Genomic DNA, 25,564 nt, shown 5'->3' with positions numbered 1-25,564 from the left:
CCAATTAATCGTTAAGTCGTGGATTAGTAGAGGCCCTCGGGTGACGCGGAAGTTGTTTGCAGTGGAGTCACATTGGCAACTCCGTCGGATGGCCATTTTTCGCCGGTCCTGTAACGCAGGGCCTGGTCGCGTTCGAGAATATTGGGGATGAACAGGTCTTCGTGCAGGACGGTTAGCCGAACCTGTCCCACTGTGCCGTATTCGACGGTCGCTGACCAGTCTTCCTTGTTCACGACCGTCATCGTTACATGAGGATAATTCGGGATATAGGGCATCAGCTCGGCATTTTGCTCGACGGGAAGCCCCGCCGCGTTGCCGAAGGTGTTGCCGTAGCTGCGGCCGCAGATCCCGCCGCCCATCGCGGCCACGAAGTCCCGGTACATGTCCGGGCTCATCTGTGTGCCGCTCAGCCGCACACCCCGCAGCGGCGCCGCCAGTTCGGGGTACCGGCGTACCAGCGCCTGGAAGACCGCGGGTGTGGTGTTGACGTAGTCGATCCTGCCCTGGGCGAGTACGTCCGCGATCTGTTCCAGCAGGTGGGTGGTGTACTCGGCCGCGTCCGCCAGTCGCCCGCCCCGGATGAGGCGCTTGACCCAGCGCGGGTCCATGTCGACCGCGTACGCCTGTCCCGAGTGCAGCTCGGACACCTCCCACAGGCCGTTGCCGATCAGATGCGGACCGGTGGGGGTCGCCTGGAGCCAGGTCCGGCCCTCGTCGAAGCCCTCGGTGACGAAGGACCACCGGCGCCAGGCGCCCCGGTGCAGCAGCATGGCGGGCGTGTAGAAGAGCCGGCAGGGTGTGCCGGTCGTGCCGCCGGTGTCCCAGACGCGGCCGGTCAGGGGCCGTGGCACGCCCAGGGGTACCAGGTCGGCCGGGTCCTGGGTGCGCAGTATGTCCACCGGGAAGGGGCCGAACGCGCTGAGCTCCGCGTAGCGGGTGATGTCCCGCGGGTCGAAGTCGAGTTCGGCGGCCCGCCGCAGCCAGTGCGGGGTGCCCGTCTCGGGGTGGAAGTGCCGCGCGACCACCTTTCGGGTCCACTCGTCGAGGTCGGTTCCGAGCCAGCCGTCGACGAGGGCGTCGCACTGCGCGGCAGACGGCACCGCGGTCTGCGGGGCTCTCATCGGGCCTGCGCGGGCGAGAGGTCTATGCCGAACTCGTAGACACTGTTCAGCACTTGCTGGATGTGCTCGGGCTTGTCGACGTGCACCACCGGGAACGGGAACCGGAGAATCCCGTCAGGGATGGAACCGCCCATGATGAGGCCCAGACGCACACCCTGGTCCTTCATCTCGGCACAGACGTCCACCAGGCTGATCGGATCCGTGGAATTCCGGTCGAACAGATCCCGCACCTCCTCGGCCGTGGTCAGCGTCCCGCGCTCGAGACAGGAGACGAGCGGCATCTCGGGCGCCTTGAACGGCATCGCGTCGATGTAGGGCGCCATGAACTCGCGGAAGTGGCCGCGCAACGGGGAGTGGACGGCGATCGGCCGGCCCGGCAGGGGAACGACGGTGCCCGGGGGCAGGTCGGCCGCCAGCGCGTCCAGTGCCGCCCGCTCGCCCGACAGCATCAGGATCCGCATGGCTCCGTCCGCCGTCGGGCCGAAGTCCCCGGACAGATACACGCCGGGGCGGCCCTCGCCGCGGTACGCGGACGCCAGGTCGCCTTCGGCCGGCGAGAACGCCAGGGTGAGGCCCTGCTCCGGTTCCTCGGGAGGCAGCTCGGGGGTGTGCCGGGCGTGCGCGAGCATCTCGAACAGCTCCCGCCGGCCGATGGCGCCCGCGAGACAGCTCGCGGTCATCGCGCCGAGGCTCAGCCCGCCGAGCACCGCCGGACGCAGCCCTTGCTCCGCCAGTACGTCGTGGATGCCGAGGGCGAGCGCGGTCTCGCGGACCGTCCCTGCACTCTGCCTTTCCTCCTGGGGCTCCGGCAGTTCCTCCTCCAGGATCTGGCCCACCGTCATGCCGGTCCATGCCGAGACCTGCTCGTACAGATCGCGCATCACCGAATGGGTCCGATACATCTCCAGGCCGTGCACTTCGGTGCCGACGCCGCCGCCGAACAGAAAGCCCAATGCCATCATTGTCTCCCGATGTAGCTCAAGCAAAAAAGGCATGAAGCAGGCCATAGCGATCCCGGTCCGTCAACGCCATTAGAAGCCTGACGAGCCGTAGTCACGCGACTACCGTACCCGCGACCCGGGCCATCCGAAAAGAGCCAACTTCTCTCAGTCCCGCGCCCGAGTGTCGCGGCCGGCGCTATCGAAACGATATGCCGGGCTGGGAGAGTTCTTCTCGTGGCTCGGGTGTTTTCCATTAGATGGAAAGCCGGGATGCTGGAAGTGGAGAAAATGTCTTATAAGGACGGAGTCGGTCCGCGTTCGGCGATTGCGGTCATCGGTTACTCCTGCCGACTGCCCGGCGCGCCCGATCCGGAGACCTTCTGGCGGCTGCTCGCCGCGGGCCGGCACGCCATCACCGAGGCGCCGCCCGAGCGCTGGGACGCGGACGCGGTATCCGCGGCGGCCGACGCGCCGGACGCCGAACGGGTGCGCTGGGGCGGGTTCCTCGACCGGGCCGACCTGTTCGACGCCTCCTTCTTCGGCATCTCCCCGCGCGAGGCCACGGCGATGGACCCGCAACAGCGTCTCGTACTGGAACTCGGCTGGGAGGCGCTGGAACATGCCGGCACCGTCCCCGCCACCCTGGCCGGCAGCTCGACCGCCGTGTTCGTCGGAGCCACCGCCGACGACTACGCCATCCTGCGCGCCCGGCTCGGCGCCGCCGGAATCACCCGGCACACGGCGGTCGGAACGCAGCGCACCATGATCGCCAACCGGCTTTCCCACGCCCTCGCGCTGCGAGGCCCCAGCCAGACCGTCGACTGCGGCCAGTCCTCTTCCCTCGTGGCCGTCCAACTGGCCTGCGAGAGCCTGCGCGCGGGCGACTGCACCGCGGCCGTGGCCGGCGGCGTCAACCTCAACCTCGCCCTGGACGCCGCACTCGTCGCCGCAGGCTCCGGGGCCCTCTCCCCGGACGGACGGTGCCACACCTTCGACGCGCGGGCCAACGGCTACGTACGGGGAGAGGGCGGCGCACTGGTCGTACTCAAAACCCTCGACCGGGCGATAGCCGACGGCGACTCGATCAGGTGTCTGATCCTCGGCGGCGCCGTGAACAACGCCGGCAACGCCTCCGTCGGGCTCACCGTGCCCGACGAGAGCGCCCAGTGCGAGGTGATCCAGCTCGCCCACCGGCGGGCCGGGACGGAACCCGACCAGGTGCAGTACGTCGAACTGCACGGCACCGGGACGAAGGCCGGCGACCCCGTCGAGGCGGCCGCCCTCGGCGCGGCGCTCGGTACCGCGAGGACGCCCGGCCGGCCACTGGCGGTCGGCTCCGCCAAGACCAACGTCGGCCACCTCGAAGCCGCGGCCGGTGTCGTGGGCCTGCTCAAGGTCATCCTGTCCATCGAGTACCAGGCCCTTCCGCCCAGCCTCAACTTCACGGCAGCGCCTCCCTCGCTGCCCCTGGACCGGCTCAACCTCACCGTCCAGCGGGAACTCGCCCCCTGGCCGCACGACGACCTGCCCAGGACGGCCGGGGTGAGTTCCTTCGGCATGGGCGGCACCAACTGCCACCTGGTGCTGTCGGACTGGTGCGGGCGTGGCACGCCTGTCGTGGAACCCGATCCGTCCACCGCCACGCTGCCCGTCCCCGTGACCCTCTCCGGCCGCGACGAACCCGCCCTGCGCGCCCAGGCGGCCCGTTTGCTGCGCCATCTCGCCGACCGCCCCGAACTCGCGCCCGGTGAGATCGCGTACTCCTGTGTCGCGACCCGCACCCACTTCACCCGGCGCGCGGCCGTCCTCGCCGCCGACCGGGACGACCTGCTCGCATCGATGGCGGCCCTCGCCGACGGCCGCCCCGCGGCGCGCGTACTGGAAGGCAGCGCCCGCGCGGGAGGCCTCGCCTTCCTGTTCACCGGGCAGGGCAGCCAGCGGCCCGGCATGGGAGCCGTGCTCCACGCCGCGTACCCCGTGTTCGCGGACGCCTTCGACGCGGCCTGTGAGCAACTCGACCGCTTCCTCGACCGGCCACTGCGAGGTCTGATCCTCGACGGCGACAGCAGCCCCGACGCCGCCCTGCTCGACCGAACCGGCTACACCCAGCCGGCGCTCTTCGCCTTCGAGAGCGCCCTCCACCGGCTGCTGGAGCACTGGGGACTGAAGCCGGACGCGGTGCTGGGCCACTCTGTCGGCGAACTGGTCGCGGCCCACGCGGCCGGTGTGTGGGACCTGCCCGACGCCTGCGCGCTCGTCGCGGCCCGCGGACGGCTGATGCAGGGACTGCCCGAAGGCGGCGCCATGGTGTCCGTCCAGGCGTCCGAGGCGGAACTGCGCCCCGACCTGGACGGGGAGGAGCACCGGCTCGCCGTCGCCGCGGTCAACGGGCCTGCCTCGACCGTGCTCTCCGGCGACGAGGATGCCGTGCTCCGCCTCGCCCAGCGGTGGCGCGACCGTGGGCGAAAGACCAGGCGGCTGCGCGTGAGCCACGCGTTCCACTCACCGCACATGGACGGCATGCTCGACGACTTCCGCCAGGTCGCCGAGAGCCTCACCTACCGGCCGGCGCGCATCCCCGTCGTCTCCAACCTGACCGGCAGGGTGGCCACCGACGACGAACTCCGCTCGCCGGCCCACTGGGTCCGCCACGCCCGCGACGCCGTCCGCTTCCTGGACGGAGTCAGGACCCTGCACGCCCGCGGCATCACGTTCCACCTGGAGATCGGGCCGGACGCCGTGCTGTCCTCCATGGCCCGCGACTGCGCGGCCGACGGCGCCGACCAGGTCTTCGTACCCGCCGTCCGGGCGGACCGCGACGAGGTGTCCACCCTCGTCACCGCACTCGCGGAGCTGCACATCAGCGGTGTTCCCGCAGTGCTGGACCGGGTGCTCGCCTCCCCGCGCGCCCGTCGTGTCGCCCTGCCCACCTACGCCTTCCAGCGCCGGCGGTACTGGCTGGACACGGACGGCGGACGGCTCCCGCAACTGCCCGTCGGCCGGACGTCCCCCACCGCGCCCGAAACCCCGGAACTCCCGGCAGCACCCGCGACGACCGTCCGCCCGGCCGCCCCGGCATCGGCCGACCTGGTACGTACACACGTCGCCCGCGTCCTCGGCCACGACTCGGCCGACGCGGTGCCGGTCGGCGCCTCCTTCAGTGAACTCGGCTTCAGCTCCGTCATGGGCGTCGAACTGAGCGACCTCCTCAGCCGGGCCACCGGCACGCGCCTGCCCAGCACTCTGATCTACGACCACCCGACCCCCGAGGCGCTGATCCGGTACGTACGGAACTCGGCCGAGGACGAGACTCCGGGCCCTGACGCACACCAGCCGGCTGGTGTGGGGGAGGCGGTGGCGGTGGTGGGGATGGCGTGTCGGTTGCCGGGTGGGGTGGGTTCGCCGGGGGAGCTGTGGGAGTTGGTGGCGTCGGGGCGGGACGGTGTGTCGGGGTTTCCGGTGGACCGGGGCTGGGATGTGGAGGGGTTGTTCGATCCTGATCCGGATCGGGCGGGGACGTCGTATACGCGTCATGGCGGGTTTTTGCATGAGGCGGCGGAGTTCGATGCGGAGTTTTTCGGTATTTCGCCGCGTGAGGCGTTGGCGATGGATCCGCAGCAGCGGTTGTTGTTGGAGTCGGCGTGGGAGGCGGTGGAGGGGGCGGGTATTGATCCGCACTCGTTGCGCGGCAGCCGCACCGGAGTCTTCGCCGGCACCTTCACCTTCAGGGACTCCGGCACCGGCGGCACTCTCCCCGACTCCTCCGAGGGCCGGCGGCTGACGGGTGGCGCGGCGAGCGTGTTGTCGGGTCGGGTGGCGTTTTCGTTGGGGTTTGAGGGTCCGGCGGTGACGGTGGACACGGCGTGTTCGTCGTCGTTGGTGGCGGTGCATTTGGCGGCGTCGTCGTTGCGGGCGGGGGAGTGTTCGCTGGCGTTGGCGGGTGGGGTGACGGTGATGTCGTCGCCGGGGACGTTTGTGGAGTTTTCGCGGCAGCGGGGGTTGTCGGTTGATGGTCGGTGCCGGTCGTTCGCGGCGTCTGCTGGGGGGACGGGCTGGGCTGAAGGTGTCGGGCTGCTGGTTTTGGAGCGGTTGTCGGATGCCCGTCGCAATGGTCATCGGGTGTTGGCGGTGGTGCGCGGCAGCGCCGTGAATCAGGACGGCGCCAGCAACGGGTTGACGGCGCCCAGTGGGCCGGCGCAGGAGCGGGTGATCCGGGCGGCGTTGGCGTCGGCCGGAGTGACTCCTGGCGAGGTGGACGTGGTCGAGGCGCATGGGACGGGGACCCGGCTCGGGGATCCGATCGAGGCGCAGGCCTTGTTGGCGACGTACGGGCGGGAACGTTCTGGTGAACGGCCGCTCTGGCTGGGGTCGTTGAAGTCGAACATCGGGCATGCGCAGGCGGCGGCCGGGGTGGCCGGTGTCATCAAGATGGTGGAGGCGATGCGGCACGGTGAACTGCCGCGGACCTTGCACGTCGATGAGCCGACGCCGCTCGTCGACTGGGCGTCGGGCGGTGTCGAGCTGCTGACCGAGCAGCGGGAGTGGGTGGCGGTCGAGGGACGTCCGCGTCGGGCCGGGGTGTCGTCCTTCGGGATCAGCGGCACCAACGCCCACCTCATCCTCGAAGAAGCACCCCCGAACCCCGACCGCGTCCCCGTACCCGAAGCTGAACGCGCGCCTTCTCCCGGGACGGTGCTGTGGCCGCTGTCCGGCCGCACCGAGCAGGCCCTACGGGCACAGGCGCGGCGGTTGACCGCACGCCTGAGCGCGACGCCACGAGCCGCGATCGCCGACGTCGGCTTCTCGCTGGCCACCACACGAGCGGCGCTGGAACACCGGGCGGTAGTGGTCGGCGACGACCCGGACCGCATGCTCGCGGAACTGACCGCGCTGGCGGACGGCGAGTCGCCGCCCCGTGTCCCGCAGGGCGTGCCGAACGGTGGAAAGACAGCGTTCCTCTTCACCGGGCAAGGCAGTCAGCGCGTGGGCATGGGACGCGAACTCCACACACGATTCCCCGTGTTCGCCGAGGCGCTGGACGAGATCTTCGACGAGTTCGGCGACCGCCTCGGCCGCCCGCTGCGCGATGTCGTCTTCGCCGCAGAGGGCACGCCGGAAGCCGCCCTACTGGACCGCACCGTGTTCACCCAGGCCGGTCTGTTCGCCGTCGAGGTGGCCCTCTTCCGGCTCGTCGAACACCTCGGAGTACACCCGGACCGGGTAGCCGGACACTCGGTCGGCGAACTGGCGGCTGCTCACGCCGCCGGGATGCTGTCGTTGTCCGACGCGGTGACGCTGGTCTCCGCACGAGGCCGGCTGATGGACGCGTTGCCCGAAGGCGGCGCCATGGTCTCCGTCCAGGCGCCCGAGGAGGAGATCGCCGAACTGCTGCGCGGCCGGGAGGCGCGGGTTGCTCTCGCCGCCGTCAACGGCCCGCTCTCCTGCGTACTCTCCGGCGACGAGGACACGGTCATGGAGATCGCCGCCGCACTGGCGGCGCGCGGCCGCAGGACCAGGCGGCTGCGGGTCAGCCATGCCTTCCACTCGCCACGTATGGACCCCATGCTCGACGAGTTCCGCCAAGTGGCCCGGGGCATCGACCTGTCGGCGCCCGCGGTACCCCTTCTGTCGGCCATGACAGGGCGAGTCCTTGCCGGGCCGGACACCGTTCTCCCGGACGGCGCGCAGCACGCGGACCACTGGACCCGGCACGTCCGGGAGACCGTGCGGTTCGCCGACGCCGTTCGGGCCCTGCGGGCGGACGGGGTGACGACGTTCCTGGAGATCGGACCGGACGCCGTACTGACCGCCATGGGCCGTGACTGCCTCCCCGAGCATGAGCACGAGGACAGGGACAGGGACAGGGACGAACACGACGACACGCGGGCGGAGTTCGTCCCCCTACTGCGGCGTGACCACCCCGAGGACCGGACGCTCACGGAGGGACTCGCCCGGCTCCACGTACGAGGCATCGGCCCCGACTGGGCGGCCGTGTTCGCCGGTACGGGCGCCCGCCGCATCGACCTGCCCACCTACGCCTTCCAGCGCAGGCGCTACTGGCCGACCGCCGGCCCGCTCACCGCTGCGGGCGCGCCCGCGCTGGGGCTCGGTGCCGGGGGTCACCCTCTGCTCGGTGCCGCTGTGCGACCGGCGGACTCCGACACGCTCCTGCTGACCGGGCGGCTGTCCCTGGAGACTCATCCGTGGCTCGCCCACCACACCGTCCTCGGGACCGTGCTCTTCCCAGGCGCCGGGCTCGTGGAACTGGCCCTGCACGCCGCTCGCCGTACCGGCTGTGAGCTGCTGGACGAACTGACCCTGCAGGCGCCGCTGGAACTGCCGGACGAGGGCGCAGTCGAGCTTCAGGTCCAGGCGGCGGGCGCCGATGCCGACGGCCGACGGTCCGTCACCGTGCACACCCGTCCCGCAGCGGCACCGGCCCGTGGGGGCAGCGGAGAGCCGGACGGCGGTGACTGGACGCTGCACGCCACCGGGGTCCTCGCCCGGGCCGCCGAGGCCATGACCGACGCCCATGCCGACGCCCATGCCGACGCCTTGACGAACTGGCCCCCCGAGGATGCCGAGGAGGTCGACCTGACCGGCTGGTACGAGTCGCTCGCCGCCCAGGGCTTCGGCTATGGGCCCGCGTTCCGCGGACTGCGCAACGCGTGGCGACGCGGCACGGAGGTCTTCGCCGAACTGGCCCTCCCCGAGGAGCAGGCCGACCTCGCGGCCGGGTACGGACTGCACCCCGCGCTGCTCGACGCCGCCCTGCACGCCATCGAACTCGGCGCCCTGCCCGGCGGAGAGGGCACCCGCCTGCCCTTCGCGTGGAGCGCGGTGCGCCTGGACACGGCCGGGGCCACGGCGGCCCGCGTGCGACTGGCACCCGCAGGCCCCGACGCGGTCACCATCACCTTCGCCGACGCGGCCGGTCGTACGGTGGCGTCGATCGGCACGCTGTCGCGGCGGCCGGTCTCCGCGGAGCAGCTTCGGACGGCCCGGCGCGGTGGACGCGACCCGCTCTTCCGGGTGGAGTGGGTTCCGCTGTCCGACTCCGACGGTTCCTGTCCCGATGTGTTATCCGGCCGGTGGGCGGCCGTCGGGGAGCCGCACGAACTGGCCGAGCTGGCCGGCATGGTCGAACCGTCGACGGTGGCCGGTTCGTACCCGGACCTCACCGAGCTGGCCGAGTCGACCGAGGGGGGTGGCAGCGAGGCAGACGTCCCGAGCATCGTCCTGGCCGCGCTGACCGGCCCTGCCTCGGAAGGCACGGATGGGCCGGATGGTAGGGACGGCGCGAACGCGGTGCACGCCGCCGGACGTGCCCTGGCCCTGGCTCAGGGCTGGCTGGCCGACGAACGATTCGCCGCCTCGCGTCTGGTCGTCGTCACCCGGGGCGCCATCGCCACCGGGCCGGACGAGGACGTGCCCGACCTGGGACACAGCACTGTCTGGGGGCTCGTCCGCTCGGCACAGACCGAGCACCCCGACCGGATCACCCTGCTCGACCTCGACGACGCACCCGCCTCCCGGCAGACACTGACGGCAGCCCTCGCCGCTGCGGCAGCCACGGGCGAGGCCCAACTCGCCCTCCGCGCCGGACGCGTACTCGCCCCCCGGCTGACCCGCGCCTCCACGCCCGTGCCGGCCGAGGCACCGTGGCGCTCCGACGGCACCGTGCTGATCACCGGCGCGACCGGCGCACTGGGCGCCGCCGTGGCCCGTCACCTGGTCACCGAGCACGGCGTACGCGATCTGCTGCTCGTCGGCCGACGCGGCGACGCGGCCCCAGGCATCACCGAACTACGAGCGGAGCTGGCCGAGTCGGGGGCCAGGATCACCATCGCCGCCTGTGACGTCGCCGACCGTACGGCTCTGGCGGCACTGCTCGACACCGTGCCCGCCGACCGACCGCTGACGGCCGTGGTGCACGCGGCCGGTGTCCTCGACGACCGCGTGTTCGACGCCCTCACACCCGAGAGCCTCGCAGCGGTGCTCCGACCGAAGGCGAACGCCGCCCGGCACCTGCACGACCTCACCCGTGAACTCGACCTGACCGCCTTCGTCCTCTTCTCCTCCGTACAGGGCCTCCTCGGCGGCGCGGGACAGGCCAACTACGCGGCGGCCAACACCTTCCTGGACGCGCTGGCACAACACCGGCGGGCCAGTGGCCTCGCGGCCACCTCACTCGCCTGGGGCCCGTGGGCGGAGGGCGGCATGGCGGCCGGGCTCGGCGACGCCGACCGCCGCCGGTTCGCCCGCGTGGGCATCCACGCGCTCACCCCCGACCAGGGGCTGCGGCTCCTGGACGCCGCGTTGGCCTCCGGCGAGGCCTGCCCCGTACCACTGGCCCTCGACACCGCCGCACTACGGGCCGCGGGACCGGGCGTACCCACGTTGCTGCGCGGGCTCGTCCCGGTGTCCACCCGGGATACGACGCAGCAGCGCACGCCGGCCGAAGCCCCCGGGGACCGCCTTCTGGCCCGGCTCGTCGAACTCGACGCGACCGCCCAGGAGAAGCAACTGCTCGCCCTGGTGCGGACCGAGGCCGCAGCCGTCCTGAACTACGACCGAGCTGAGAACGTCGACACACGCCGGAGCTTCAAGGAACTCGGCGCCGACTCCCTCAGCGCTGTCGAACTGCGCAACCGGCTGGGCAGGGCGACCGGACTACGGCTGTCCGCGACCGTCGTGTTCGACCACCCGACGCCCACCGCACTGGCTGGACGGCTACGGGCCGAACTCTTCCCCACCACAGACACCACCACAGACACCACCGCGGACACCACAGGCCCCGGCACGGCTGCGGGCCCGGAGGACGGGGGAGCAGGAGCCCGCACTGAGGCACTGGTCGCCGAGGAGGAACTCATCGACGCCATGGACGTGGCGGAACTGGTCCGTATGGCCCGCGAAGGCATCGAGTCCTGAACAGCACCGGGAGAAGGAAGCTCATGACCCGAACGCCGTCCTCTTCGACACCTTCCTCACCTTCGGCACCTTCGTCGTCGACCTCTTCACCCGCCTCCGACGCGACCGTCGTGGCGGCCCTCAGGGACGCCCTCAAGGAGACCGCCCGGCTGCGCCACGAGAACCGTCAACTCCAGGCTGGTGTGGGGGAGGCGGTGGCGGTGGTGGGGATGGCGTGTCGGTTGCCGGGTGGGGTGGGTTCGCCGGGGGAGCTGTGGGAGTTGGTGGCGTCGGGGCGGGACGGTGTGTCGGGGTTTCCGGTGGACCGGGGCTGGGATGTGGAGGGGTTGTTCGATCCTGATCCGGATCGGGCGGGGACGTCGTATACGCGTCATGGCGGGTTTTTGCATGAGGCGGCGGAGTTCGATGCGGAGTTTTTCGGTATTTCGCCGCGTGAGGCGTTGGCGATGGATCCGCAGCAGCGGTTGTTGTTGGAGTCGGCGTGGGAGGCGGTGGAGGGGGCGGGTATTGATCCGCACTCGTTGCGCGGCAGCCGCACCGGAGTCTTCGCCGGAATCATGTACCACGACTACGGACCCGCGCTGCACATACCCGCCGGAGGCGTCGACGGTCAGCGGCTGACGGGTGGCGCGGGAAGCGTGTTGTCGGGTCGGGTGGCGTTTTCGTTGGGGTTTGAGGGTCCGGCGGTGACGGTGGACACGGCGTGTTCGTCGTCGTTGGTGGCGGTGCATTTGGCGGCGTCGTCGTTGCGGGCGGGGGAGTGTTCGCTGGCGTTGGCGGGTGGGGTGACGGTGATGTCGTCGCCGGGGACGTTTGTGGAGTTTTCGCGGCAGCGGGGGTTGTCGGTTGATGGTCGGTGCCGGTCGTTCGCGGCGTCTGCTGGGGGGACGGGCTGGGCTGAAGGTGTCGGGCTGCTGGTTTTGGAGCGGTTGTCGGATGCCCGTCGCAATGGTCATCGGGTGTTGGCGGTGGTGCGCGGCAGCGCCGTGAATCAGGACGGCGCCAGCAACGGGTTGACGGCGCCCAGTGGGCCGGCGCAGGAGCGGGTGATCCGGGCGGCGTTGGCGTCGGCCGGAGTGACTCCTGGCGAGGTGGACGTGGTCGAGGCGCATGGGACGGGGACCCGGCTCGGGGATCCGATCGAGGCGCAGGCCTTGTTGGCGACGTACGGGCGGGAACGTTCTGGTGAACGGCCGCTCTGGCTGGGGTCGTTGAAGTCGAACATCGGGCATGCGCAGGCGGCGGCCGGGGTGGCCGGTGTCATCAAGATGGTGGAGGCGATGCGGCACGGTGAACTGCCGCGGACCTTGCACGTCGATGAGCCGACGCCGCTCGTCGACTGGGCGTCGGGCGGTGTCGAGCTGCTGACCGAGCAGCGGGAGTGGGTGGCGGTCGAGGGACGTCCGCGTCGGGCCGGGGTGTCGTCCTTCGGGATCAGCGGCACCAACGCCCACCTCATCCTCGAAGAAGCACCCCCAGAGCCTGCCGCGCACTCGGCCTCATCAGCGAACCCCGTCCCCGACACCTTCCCGGTGCCGCTGGTCCTCTCCGCCCGCACCCCGGACGCCCTGCGCGACCAGGCACGCCGTCTGCTGCCGCTCCTCCAGGACCCCGCCGGGCCCACCGCCCACGACCTCGGCTTCTCCCTCCTCACCTCCCGTTCCCTGTTCGACCACCGCGCGGTGGTCGGCGGGGACCGGCAGACGAGGGAGGAGGGGCTCGCGGCGCTGGCCGTCGGGGCACCCGGCCCTGACGTCGTGGAGGGCGAGGCGTCCGCCACCGGGCCTGTCGTCTTCGTCTTCCCCGGCCAGGGTTCCCAATGGGCGGGTATGGCGCGGGAGTTGCTGGACGAGTCGGCGGTGTTCGCGGCCCGGATGGAGGAGTGCGAGCGGGCGCTCGCCCCCTTCGTGGCCTGGTCGTTGCTGGACGCCGTGCGGTCGGGCAGTGCGTGGGACCGCGTGGATGTGGTGCAGCCCGCGCTGTTCGCGGTGATGGTGTCGCTGGCCGAGGTGTGGCGGTCGTTCGGTGTCGTACCGGACGCCGTCGTCGGGCACAGCCAGGGCGAGATCGCCGCCGCTGTCGTGGCGGGCGCGCTGTCCCTCCAGGACGGGGCCAAGGTGGTCACCCTGCGCAGCCAGGCGCTGGGCGTTCTCGCCGGACGCGGCGGCATGGCCTCCGTGGCCCTCCCGTACGACCGTCTGACGGACCTCCTCGCCGACCGCCCCGGGCTGTCGATCGCCGCCGCCAACGCCCCTTCCGCCGGGGTGGTGTCCGGTGACCCCGACGCCCTGGCCGCGCTACTGACGGACTGTGCCGCAGAGGGCGTACGGGCACGGCGTATCGACGTGGACTACGCCTCGCACTCCGCCCATGTGGAGGAGATACGCGGGGCGCTTCTGGAAACCCTGGCCGGACTGCGACCCACGGCCGCCCAAGTGCCGCTGTACTCCACCGTGGAGGACGGGGGCTGGCTGGACACCGCGACCATGGACGCCGAGTACTGGTACCGCAACCTGCGGGCCACCGTGGCGTTTGCACCGGCCGTCCGCACCCTCGCGGAGTCCGGCTACACCGGATTCATCGAGGTCAGCCCGCACCCGGTGCTCACCATGGCCATCGAGGAGACCGTCCAGGAGACGGGCCACGACGCCGCCGTACTCGGGACCCTCCGGCGCGGCGAGGGCGGGCTGGGGCGCCTGCGCCACGCGCTCGGCGAGGCCTTCGTACGTGGGCTCCCCGTCGACTGGAAGCCGGCCTTCGCGGACACCGGCGCCCAACTGGTGGACCTGCCCACCTATCCGTTCCAGCGCCGCCGTTACTGGCTGGAGTCGCCACAGGCACCGGGCTCCGGCGCCCCGGCCGACGACACGCTGTGGCAGGAGATCGAGAACCAGGATTCCGCGGCCCTCGCCGACACCTTGGGCGTCGACGCGGAAGCGGCGGGCGCGGTGCTGCCCGCCCTCACCGCGTGGCGCTCCGAGCGGCTACGGGGACAGCGCGCCGACAGTTGGCGCCACCGCGTGGGCTGGCGCCCGCTGACACTCGCCGCGAGGGCGCCGCTGTCCGGGCGGTGGCTCGTCGCGCTCCCGGCGCCGGACAGCGGCGACGGAGTCGGCGCCGACGTGCTGGCCGCGCTGACGGCCGCCGGTGCCGAACCGGTCCCCCTCGTCGCCTCCGGCCTCGACCAGGACCGGGAATCGCTCGCCGCCGCTGTGCGTGCCGCGTCGGCCGACGCCCCTGTGGCGGGCGTGCTCTCGCTGCTGGCCGAGGAGGTTCGCCCGCACCCCGCCCATCCCGACGTGCCCGCCGGGCTCTCGCTGACCCTCGCCCTGGTCCAGGCGCTCGGCGACACCGGGACCGAGGCCCCGCTGTGGTGCGCCACCCGAGGCCTGGCGGCCGTGGGCGCCGGCGAGCGGCCGGGGCAGAGCGTGCAGGCCGCCGTCGCCGGACTGGGCCGTACGGTCGCGCTGGAACGGCCCGACAGCTGGGGCGGCCTCGTCGACCTGCCCGCCGTACTGGACGAGCGGGCGGGGGACCGGCTCTGCGCGGTCCTCGCCGCCGTCACCGACGAGGACCAGGTCGCCGTCCGTTCCGCCGGTGTGTACGGCCGCCGTGTGCTGCCGGTGAAGCCCAGTGGCCGTGCCGCCGCCCGAGTCGGCAGTGGCACCGTACTGATCACCGGCGGCACCGGGGGAGTGGGCGCCCAGGTCGCCCGGGAGCTGGCCGGGCAGGGGGCGACCCACCTGCTGCTGCTCAGCCGGCGCGGACCGGCGGCCCCCGGCGCGGACGACCTGTGCGCCGAACTCACCGCGCTCGGCGCGCGGGTGACTGTCGCCGCCTGCGACGCCGCCGACCGCACACAACTGGCGGCGGTCGTCGCCGCGATCCCCGAGGAGGAGCCCCTCAGTACGGTCGTCCACGCCGCCGGAGTCCTCGACGACGGCACCCTCGACGCCCTCGACCCGGCACGCCTCGCCACCCTGATGCGCGTCAAGGTCACCGCGGCCCGCGCCCTCCACGAGGTCACCGACGGACTCGGCCTCACCGACTTCGTCATGTTCTCCTCCTTCATGGGCGTCCTCGGCAGCGCGGGCCAGGGCAACTACGCCGCCGCCAACGCCGCCCTCGACGCACTGGTCGCCGAACGCCGGGCCGCCGGACTGCCCGGCACCTCCGTCGCCTGGGGTGCCTGGGCGGGCGGCGGCATGGTCGACGACGCGATCGCCGACCGGCTGCGCCGCCTCGGCATCAGCCCCATGGAACCCACGGCGGCCGTCCGCGCCATGACCGCCGCCCTCGCGGACCGCGACGAGCTCTGTGTCGTCGCCGACGTCGACTGGCAGCGCTACCGCGAAGCCGTCGGCCTGCGCTCCACGGCACTGCTGAGCAGCCTGCCCAGCGCCGTCGCACCTGGCCCGCGCACACCGGAGCGGGCCGAACCGGACGGACGGGTGGGCGGACAACTGGCCGCGCTGCCGGCCGCCGAGCGCTCCCGCCACATCACCGACCTCGTCCGCGCACACGCCGCGACGGTGCTGCGCCACAGTGCCGCCGACGCCATCGCCCCCGGCCGCGCGTTCGCCGAACTCGGCTTCGACTCCCTCACCGCGGTGGAACTGCGCAACCGGCTCGGCGCGGCCACCGGACTGCGGCTGCCCACCACCCTGCTCTTCGACCACCCGACACCGCAGGCACTCGCCGCCCACCTCCTCGCCGAACTCGCCCCGTCCGGCCCCGAAGCGCAGCCTTCCGAGGGCCGACCGGCCCTGGCCGCCGGGCCGGCCGACGACGACCCGATCGTGATCATCGGCGTCGGCTGCCGGTTCCCCGGTGCCGTCCACGGCCCGGACGCCTACTGGCAGTTGCTCTCCGAGGGACGGGACGTCATCGCCGACTGGCCACTTGACCGGGGCTGGGACACCGAGGGCCTCTACGACCCGGACCCCGACCGGCCCGGCACCACCTACAGCCGGCGCGGCGGATTCCTGCACGACGCCGGCGGGTTCGACGCCGCCTTCTTCGGGATCTCACCCCGCGAGGCGTTGGCCATGGACCCGCAGCAGCGGCTCCTCCTGGAAACCTGCTGGGAGACCGTCGAACACGCCGGAATCGACCCGACCTCGCTGCGCGGCCGCCCGGTCGGCGTGTTCGTCGGCACCAACGGCCAGGACTACCCCGCCACCCTCGACGGCGCGCCCGGTGTGTCCGAGGGACACGTCATGACGGGCAACACCGCCAGCGTGATGTCCGGGCGGATCTCCTACGAACTGGGCCTGGACGGGCCCGCCCTGACGGTGGACACCGCATGCTCCTCGTCACTGGTGACCCTGCACCTGGCCGCCCAGGCGCTGCGCCGCGGCGAGTGCGCACAGGCACTGGCCGGTGGTGTCACCCTCATGAGCACCCCCAAACTGTTCGTGGAGTTCAGCCGCCAGCGAGGGCTGGCGCCGGACGGCCGCTGCAAGGCGTTCGCCGCCTCCGCCGACGGCACCGGCTGGGCCGAGGGCGTCGGCATGCTGCTCCTGGAGCGCCTCTCGGACGCCCGCCGTCACGGCCACCAGGTGCTCGCGGTGCTCAGTGGCACCGCCGTCAACCAGGACGGCGCCAGCAACGGCCTGACCGCGCCCAGTGGACCGGCACAGCAGCGGGTCATCCGGGCCGCGCTCACCAACGCCCGGATCACGGCCGCCGAGATCGACGCCGTCGAGGCCCACGGCACCGGCACCCGGCTCGGCGACCCGATCGAGGCCCAGGCCCTCCAGGCCGTGTACGGGAACGGACGGACGGCGGACGGCCCGCTGTGGCTGGGATCGGTCAAGTCCAACATGGGCCACACCCAGGCGGCCGCCGGTGTCGCCGGCGTCATCAAGATGGTGCTCGCCATCCGGCACGCCGAACTGCCCCGGACCCTGCACGCCGACGACCCCAGCACACACATCGACTGGGACACGGCGGGCCTGCGGCTGCTCACCGAGCCCACCCCCTGGCCGGAGACCGGCCGACCGCGCCGGGCAGGCGTCTCGTCGTTCGGCATCAGCGGGACGAACGCCCATGTGATCGTCGAGCAGGCGCCTGTCGTGTCCGAGCACGATGAGCATGAGAAGACGCGGGACGCTTCCGGTACGGGCACGGCCGGCCGGCGTGCGACGGACACCGACGAGCCCGTGAACGCCGCCGACGGTCGGGCCCGCCGCCCCCGGGCCGGATCGCTGCCGCTGCTGCTCTCCGCCCGTACCCCCGCCGCGTTGCGCGCCCAGGCCGCCCGGCTGCTCGACCACCTCGACACGCACCCCGGCACCCCGCTGCCCGACGTGGCCCTGGCCCTCGCACGTGGCCGGGCCGCGCTGGAGCAGCGGGCCGCCGTACCCGGGCACGACGAGACGGTCGCCCGCCGTGCGCTGGAGGCGCTGGCCGCCGGATCACCCGCCCCGGAACTGGTCACTGGCCTCGCGGCACCCGGACGTACCGCGCTTCTCTTCCCCGGGCAGGGCAGCCAGCGCGCCGCCGCCGGAGCGGAGCTGTACCGCGACGAGCCGGCGTTCGCCGACGCCCTCGACGACGTACTGGCCCACCTCGCCCCCCACCTCGATGTCCCGTTGCGCGACATCCTGTTCGCCGCGGAGGGCACCGAGCAGGCCCTGCTGCTGAATCGCACCCGGTATACCCAGCCCGCGCTGTTCGCCGTGGAGGTGGCGCTGTTCCGGCTGCTGGGCCACCGGGGAGTCGTCCCGGACCTTCTGATCGGCCACTCGGTCGGCGAACTGGCCGCCGCGCACGTCGCCGGCGTCTGGGACCTGTCCGACGCCTGTGCGCTGGTCGCCGCGCGCGGCCGGTTGATGGACGAACTGCCCGAAGGCGGCGCCATGGTGGCCGTCGAGGCCGGCGAGGAGGACGTCCTGTGCGTCCTCGGTGACCTGCCCGACGGCGGCACGGCCTGTGTCGCCGCCGTCAACAGCCCGACGGCCACCGTGATCAGCGGTGACGAGGAAGCTGTGCTGGTCGCGGCCGAGGAGTTCCGCCGCCAGGGACGCCGGACCCGGCGGCTCCCCGTGAGCCACGCGTTCCACTCCGCCCGGACGGACGGCATGCTCGACGCCTTCCGCGAGGTGGCCGAGGGCCTGTCGTACGCGGAGCCCCGCATCCCCGTCGTCTCCGACCTGACCGGCGCGCCCGCGTCCGCCGCCGAGCTGTGCTCCCCGGACTACTGGGTGCGGCATGTGCGCGGCACGGTGCGGTTCATGGACGGCGTACGGCACTTGGTGGCCGAGGGGGCGACGACGTTCCTGGAGGCCGGGCCGGGCGGAGTGCTCTCCGCGCTGGTGCCGGCCTGTCTGCCTCAGGACAGCCCCGGCGTACCCGCCGTGGTGGCGATCCCGCTGCTGCCCAAGCGGCAGCCGGAGGCGCCCTCGGTCGTCGCGGCCCTGGCCCGGCTGCACGTCCGCGGGGTTCCCGTCGACTGGTCCGCCGGTCACGGCCAGGCGCCGGACCGGCATGTCGACCTGCCCACCTACCCCTTCCAGCACGAGCGGTTCTGGCCGCGCCCCGCCGAAGGCAGGAGCACGAGCGGCTCCGACGGCTCCGACGCCTTCTGGGACCTGGTCGGCACGGCCGACGTCCCCTCGGTCGCCTCGCTGCTGGGCCTCGACGAGACGGCGCCACTGGGTGACGTCCTGCCGGCGCTGTCCGCCTGGCGCTCGCGGCGGGACGACGAGTCGGCCGCCGCCCGGCACCGGTACCGCATCGACTGGCAGCCCCTGGGGATGCCCGCCCGCCCCCGGATGTCCGGCACCTGGCTCCTGGCGGTGCCGGACGACCCCGCCGTCACCGAGACGGCCGACGCCGTCGAGCGGGCCCTCGCGGAGCACGGTGCCGACGTGTCCGTCATCCGGGTCGGCGCCGGCACCGGGCGCGCCGAGCTGGCCGGGCGGCTCCCGGCCGAGGCAGCCGGAGTGCTCTCCCTGCTGGCCCTCACCGACCTGCCCGACCCGCACCACGAGCCGCTCGGCGCGGGGCTCGCACTCACCCTGACGCTTCTCCAGGCCCTCGGGGACGCCGGTGGCCGGGCCCGCCTGTGGTGCGTGACCTCGGGCGCGGTCCAGGCGGGACAGGACGCGGCGCCGTCACCCGCCCAGGCCCGTGTGTGGGGGCTCGGCAGGGTCGCCGCCCTGGAGCATCCCGACCGCTGGGGCGGTCTGGTGGACCTTCCCGAGCGGCTCGACCCCGCCGCCCTGCGCGGGCTGTGCGCCTGCCTGGGGAGCGCGGGCGACGCCGGCACCACGGCCGGGCCCGCGGGTGAGGACCAGATCGCCGTCCGCGCCTCCGGCCTGTTCGGCCGACGGCTGGTCCCGGCCGCTCGCGTCGCGGAGGGTACATACCCTGCCGGGGCGGACGATCCCGCCCCGGACAGCCTCGGCGCGGCCGACGACGCCCTACGGTCCGTCACCGGCCCGCGCCCCCACGGCACCGTCCTGGTCACCGGCGGCACCGGCGGAATCGGCCGTCACGTCGCCCGCTGGCTGGCCCGGGAGGGTGCCGGGCACCTGGTGCTGGCCGGGCGGCAAGGACCCGACGCTCCCGGGGCGGCGGCACTCGCCGCCGAACTGGAGCAGTCCGGCGCCCGGGTCACCCTGGCCGCCTGCGACATCGGCGACCTGGCCGAGACCGCCGCCCTTCTCGACCGGCTCCGGGCAGCCGGGGACACCCCGCGCGCGGTCTTCCACGCCGCGGGCACCGTCTCCGACACCCGCACCGAGCACAGCACACCGGAACAGCTCCGCACGGAGCTGGCGGCCAAGGCCGACGGTGCCGACCTCCTCGACGAACTCCTCGCTGACGAACCGCTCGACGCCTTCGTCCTGTTCTCCTCCATCGCCGGTACCTGGGGCAGCGGCGGCCAGGCCGCCTACGCCGCCGCCAACGCCCACCTCGACGCCCTCGCCGCCCGGCGCAGGGCACGCGGCCTCACCGCGCTCTCCGTGGCCTGGGGCCCCTGGGAGGGCACCGGCATGGCCGACGGCGACGCCGGCGCCGGACTGCGCCGCCACGGACTTGTCGGCCTGCGCCCCGAAGAGGCGCTGACCGCGCTCCGCCAGGCGCTGGACGCGCAGGACACCCATGTGGTCGTCGCCGACATCGACTGGGGACGGTTCGTCCCGGTCTTCACCTCCGGCCGCCCCAGCAGACTGCTGGAGTCGTTGCCCGAAGCCGCCGAGGCGTCCGTGTCGACGCCGTCCGAGAACACCTCAGCCGTGCCGACCGACGAGGCCGGCCAGTGGCAGGGCCGGCTCACGGCGCTGCCCGAGGCGGAAGGCAACCGGCTCCTCGTCGAACTGATCACCACCGAGGCGGCGGCGATCCTCGGCCACACCTCGGCCGAACGGGTCGACCCCGACCGCCCGCTGCGCGACATCGGCTTCGACTCCATCACGGCCGTCGAACTGCGCAACCGCCTCGTCACCGGCACCGGATTCGCCCTGCCAGTCACCGCGCTCTTCGACCACCCCACGGCGACCGACCTCGCCCGGCACATCCGCGACGGCCTCGCGGGCACCACCCGGCCCGCCGTCGGCCCGGACACCCCCGAGCCCCGGCCCACGACCGCCGACGACCCCCTCGCGGTGGTCGCGATGGCCTGCCGCTTCCCCGCGGGCGCGCGCACCCCGGAGGACCTGTGGCGGCTGGTCACCGACGAGGTGGACGCCATCGGCGCCTTCCCCGCCGACCGCGGCTGGGACCTGGACGCGCTGTACGACCCCGACCCGGGCCGGCCCGGCACCTTCTACACCTCCGGCGGCGGATTCCTCGACGGCGCGGGCGACTTCGACGCCGGGTTCTTCGGGATCTCGCCCCGTGAGGCGCTCGCCATGGACCCCCAGCAGCGGCTGCTCCTGGAAACCTCCTGGGAAGTCCTCGAACGAGCCGGGATCGACCCGCTGTCCGTCCGCGGCAGCCGGGGCGGGGTCTTCGTCGGCGTCGCCTCCCAGGGCTACGGCACCGGCCCCGGCACACCGTCCGACGGAGTCGAAGGACACCTGCTCAGCGGCAACGTCACCAGCGTGGCGTCCGGCCGGATCGCCTACACGCTCGGCATCGAGGGCCCGGCGGTCACCCTCGACACGGCGTGCTCCTCCTCGCTGGTGGCCCTGCACCTCGCAGGTCAGGCACTGCGCTCCGGCGACTGCTCCTTCGCGCTCGTCGGCGGCGCCGCCGTGATGGCCGCCCCGGACGTGTTCGTCGAGTTCAGCAAGCAGGGAGGCCTCTCGCCCGACGGCCACTGCCGCTCCTTCGCCGACGGCGCCGACGGCACCGGCTGGGGCGAGGGCGCCGGAATGATCCTGGTCGAGCGGCTCTCCGACGCCCGGCGCCTCGGCCATCCCGTCCTCGCCGTCGTCCGGGGTACGGCGGTCAACCAGGACGGCGCCAGCAACGGGCTCACCGCCCCCAACGGCCTCGCCCAGCAACGGGTGATCCGCCAGGCGCTCACCCACGCGGGCCTCACCACTGCCGACGTCGACCTGGTCGAGGCGCACGGCACCGGCACCGTCCTCGGCGACCCGATCGAGGCACAGGCCCTGCTGGCGACCTACGGCCAGGACCGCCCCGCGGACCGCCCGCTCTGGCTGGGCTCGCTGAAGTCCAACCTCGGCCACACCCAGGCCGCGGCCGGCGTGGCCGGACTGATGAAGACCGTGCTGGCCATGCGGCACGGGCTGCTGCCCAGGACCCTGCACGCCGACGACCCCACCACCCAGGTCGACTGGTCCGGCGGAGCCGTCAAACTCCTTACCCAGGCCCGCCCCTGGCAGACCCCGGGCCGCCCCCGCCGCGCCGCGGTCTCGGCATTCGGCATGAGCGGCACCAACGCTCACGTCGTCCTGGAGGAAGCCGCCCCGGAAGACACCGAAGCGGTCGGTACGCGTCCGGCCGCCATGCTGCCCGGCGCGGCGACAGAGACGGAGACGCCCGAGCCGACCGCAGCACGGATCGACGCCCCCGGGACCTCCGGGACCTCCGACGTCCCGTCCGCTGCCGACCCGAACGGCGCACCGACCTCGCCCGCCCTGCCCTGGCTCCTGTCCGCCCGCTCCGCGACGGCCCTGCGCGAGCAGGCCGCACGGCTGCACGCCCACCTCACCGAACGGCCCGAACTGGAACCGGCCGACGTCGCCCACTCCCTGGCGACCACCCGGTCCGCCTTCCCGCATCGCGCCGTAGTCGTCGGAAGCGGCCGTACGGAACTGCTGGACACCCTGGCCGACCTGGCCGGCCGGAAGGCCACGCCCGGCGCCGTCGAGGGACACGCCCGCAGCGGTGGCCGTACCGTCTTCGTCTTCCCGGGGCAGGGTTCGCAGTGGGCAGGTATGGCGGTGGGGCTGCTGGATTCCGCCCCTGTCTTCGCGGCGAGTGTCGCGGAGTGTGAGCGTGCGCTGTCGCCGTATGTGGACTGGTCGTTGACCGCTGTGCTGCATGGTGAGCCGGGGGCAGCGTCGCTGGACCGGGTGGATGTGGTGCAGCCGGTGCTGTTCTCGGTGATGGTGTCGTTGGCCGCGTTGTGGCGGTCGTGCGGTGTGGAGCCGTCGGCGGTGGTCGGGCACAGCCAGGGTGAGATCGCCGCGGCGGTGGTGGCGGGGGCGTTGTCGCTGGAGGACGGCGCCAAGGTCGTCGCCCTGCGCAGCCGGGCCCTCGTCGCGCTGGCCGGGGCCGGTGGCATGGTGTCCCTCGCCGTCTCCGAGGACCGGGCCCGCGCTCTGCTGAAGCCCCACGGCGACCGCGTGTGCGTGGCCGCGGTGAACGGCCCCGACGCGGTGGTTGTCGCCGGCGAACCGGCCGCCCTGACGGACCTGCTCACGGCCTGCGAGACCGACGGAGTACGGGCCCGGCGCATCCCGGTCGACTACGCGGCGCACTCGGCCCAGGTGGCCCGGGTCCGCGACGACCTGCTCGCCGCCCTGGCCGACGTACGGCCGCACACCGGCGGGACACAGCTGTACTCCACGGTGACCGGCGAGCCCATCGACGGAGGGCTGCTGACCGCCGACTACTGGTACCGGAACCTGCGCGAACCCGTCGAGTTCGTGCGGGCCACCACCCACCTGCTCGACGCCGGATACGACCTCTTCGTCGAGACCAGCCCGCACCCCGTCCTCACCGCCGGGGTCGAAGGCACCGCCGACGAGGCGGGCCGGACCGTCACCGCCGTCGGGACACTGCGCCGCGACGACGGCGGCCCCGCACGGTTCCTCGCCTCGCTCGCCGAGGCCTGGACAGCCGGCGCGGAGGTGACCTGGCCGGACGTCCTGGACCGGGCCGTGCCCGGCGCCCGCCGCGTCGCCCTGCCCACCTACGCCTTCCAGCGGACCCGTTTCTGGCTGCCCACGCCGGGCCGGACCGCGCGGACGGAGTCTGCCGCGGGGCGCGCGGACGCCGCGCAGGACCGCTTCTGGGCGGCCGTGGACAGCGAGGACCCGGCCGGGCTCGCCGCCGCCCTCGGCGCCGACGCCGACGGCACACCGGACGGCTTCGCCCCGGCGCTGCGCGAGGTGCTGCCCGTGCTGTCCGGCTGGCGCCGCGCCCGGCTCGACGAGGACGCCGTGCGGTCCCTCGGCTATCGCGTCCGCTGGCAGCCGGTGGCCGACCCGCCGCCCGCACCCCTGTACGGCGACTGGCTCCTCGTCGTACCCGAGCAGCACGCCGACGACCCGCTCGTCGGTGCGTGCCACGACGCGCTGCGCCTCGGTGGCGCGCGGACCCGTACCGTCACCGTGGACGCGAACGATGCCGCCCGTACGGCACAGGACATCGCCGCAGCCGCCGCGGAGGCCCCCCTCCCGCCCTCCGGTGTGCTGTCCCTGCTCGCCCTGGACGAACGTCCGGCCGCCGACGGGTCCTTGGTGCTCGCCGGAACCGCCGCCACCCTCGAACTGCTGAGGGCCCTGGACGCCCTCGGGATCGACACCCCGCTGTGGTGCGTGACCGGCGGCGCCGTCGCGGTCCACCCCGAGGAACCGCTGGTCCGCCCGGGCGGTGCCCAGCTCTGGGGGCTCGGCCGGGTACTCGGGCTGGAACAGCCGCAGCGCTGGGGCGGCATCGCCGATCTGCCCCCCGGCCCGGGCCCCGACGAGGTACGCCGCCTCGCCGCCCTTCTCGCGGGCGGCTACGAGGAGGACCAGGTCGCCGTACGGCCCACCGGAGCCCACGCACGCCGACTGGTCCACGCCCCGGCCGCGAATACGTCGGCCACGAACGGGTCGGCGCACCGTGACTGGACCCCGGCCGGGGGCACCGCCCTGATCACCGGTGACACCGGGAAACTGGGCCCGGACATCGCCCGCTGGCTGGCCCGGCGGGGCGCCCTTCGCGTCGTCCTGCACGGCGAGCCGACCGCGGACCAGGGCGCCCTGGCGGCCCTGCGCCTCGAACTCGCCGCACTGGGCGCCGAGTTGACAGTGCCCGTCGGCCGGGAAGTACTGGCCGCGTCGCTGGCCGACGCGGGCGACGACGCACCGCTCACGGCCGTCGTCCACCTCGCCCGTGCCTACGATCCCGGGGCCTCGCTCGCCGAACTCACCCCCGAGAACCTGGACGACGCCCTGCGCTCCGCCCTCGGCCCGGTGCTCGAGCTCGACACGCTGCTCGACGGCCACCCGGCCCCGGACTCCGTCGCCCTCGCCGTACTGTTCCCGCTGAGCGCCGTCTGGGGCGCCGCCCGCAAGGGCGCCGCCGGCAGCGCGTACACCGCCCTCGAAGCCCTGGTCCACAGCCGCCGCGACGAGGGACACCGCTGGGTCACCCTTGCCCTCGGCGGTCAGGAACCCGTACCCGCAGGCGCCGAGGCGGCGGAAGGCCCCCTCAGGGCGGACACGGTCACCGCGGCCCTGCAGCGGTCCCTGGACCACGACGAACCCGCCGCGATCCTCGCCGACGTCCGCTGGGACCGCATCGTGGCCGCCGTGCCCGACCCCCGCGCGCTGCGGCTGCTCAGCGAGCTGCCGGAGGCGACCGCCGCCTCGGGCGCCTCAGGAGAGGCCGCCGACGGGTCGGCCGACGCGGCCGCCGAACTCACGGGCCGGCTCGCACCGCTTGACGAACCGGCCCGGCGCCGACTGCTGCTGGACCTGGTCCGCGACCACGCCGCCGCCGTCCTCGGCCACACCGGCCGCCAGGCCGTCCCCGCCGACCAGGCCTTCTCCGCCGTCGGGTTCGACTCGATGCTCGCCGTGCGGTTCCGCAACCGGCTGCGCACGGCGACCGGCGTCGCCATCGCCGCGACCGTGGTCTTCGACCATCCCACCCCGTCCGCCCTCGCCGACCACCTGTACGACGGCCTGTACGGCCGACCAGGACCAGCCACCCCCGCACTGGCCGAACTCCAGGCGCTGGAGGCGGCTCTGACGGCCGCCGACCCCCGCGCCGGGGGCGCCGACGACATCGGCGCGCGACTGCAGAACCTCGTACGGGTCTGGGCCGGGCGCACCGCGCCGCAGGACGGACCGGCGGACGCCGACGTCATCGGCTCTGCCAGCGCCGACGAGCTGTTCGACCTTCTTGACAACAACTTCGGAATGGCCTGAG

At 73.4% G+C, this 25,564-nt stretch carries 4 protein-coding genes; 2 read left to right on the top strand and 2 right to left on the bottom strand.

Going from position 1 to position 25,564, the window contains the following annotated elements; translation table 11 throughout:
- Positions 1 to 23: 23 nt before the first annotated feature.
- Together OG241_RS00850 and OG241_RS00845 are read right to left on the bottom strand one after the other, a co-directional pair.
- A complete protein-coding gene (locus OG241_RS00850; protein WP_405812830.1) occupies positions 24 to 1,121 on the bottom strand; it encodes an arylcarboxylate reductase in 1,098 nt (365 codons plus the stop codon).
- Entirely contained in the window at positions 1,118 to 2,080 is a 963-nt protein-coding gene (locus OG241_RS00845; RefSeq protein WP_405812828.1) for an ACP S-malonyltransferase, read from the bottom strand. Before OG241_RS00845 ends, OG241_RS00850 begins: the two co-directional genes overlap by 4 nt.
- A gap of 270 nt (positions 2,081 to 2,350) precedes the next feature.
- On the opposite strand from OG241_RS00845, the gene OG241_RS00840 reads away from it, so the two are divergent.
- On the top strand, positions 2,351 to 10,993 hold the full coding sequence (locus tag OG241_RS00840) for a type I polyketide synthase (protein WP_405812826.1): 8,643 nt from the start codon (positions 2,351 to 2,353) through the stop codon (positions 10,991 to 10,993).
- A 110-nt stretch (positions 10,994 to 11,103) separates the two neighbouring features.
- Positions 11,104 to 25,563, top strand: a complete 14,460-nt coding sequence (locus OG241_RS00835) for a type I polyketide synthase (protein ID WP_405812824.1) — start codon at positions 11,104 to 11,106, stop codon at positions 25,561 to 25,563.
- Position 25,564 lies beyond the last annotated feature (1 nt).

Origin of the sequence: Streptomyces sp. NBC_01390 (genome assembly GCF_045040105.1) — a bacterium.
GTDB lineage: Bacteria > Actinomycetota > Actinomycetes > Streptomycetales > Streptomycetaceae > Streptomyces.
This window is presented reverse-complemented; position numbering and strand designations above follow the sequence as displayed.

Excerpts from the sequence above, each read along its gene's own strand:
- OG241_RS00840 (WP_405812826.1), top strand. The coding sequence starts at position 2,351 with ATGTCTTATAAGGACGGAGTCGGTCCGCGTTCGGCGATTGCGGTCATC.
- OG241_RS00845 (WP_405812828.1), bottom strand. The coding sequence starts at position 2,080 with ATGGCATTGGGCTTTCTGTTCGGCGGCGGCGTCGGCACCGAAGTGCAC.
- OG241_RS00850 (WP_405812830.1), bottom strand. The coding sequence starts at position 1,121 with ATGAGAGCCCCGCAGACCGCGGTGCCGTCTGCCGCGCAGTGCGACGCC.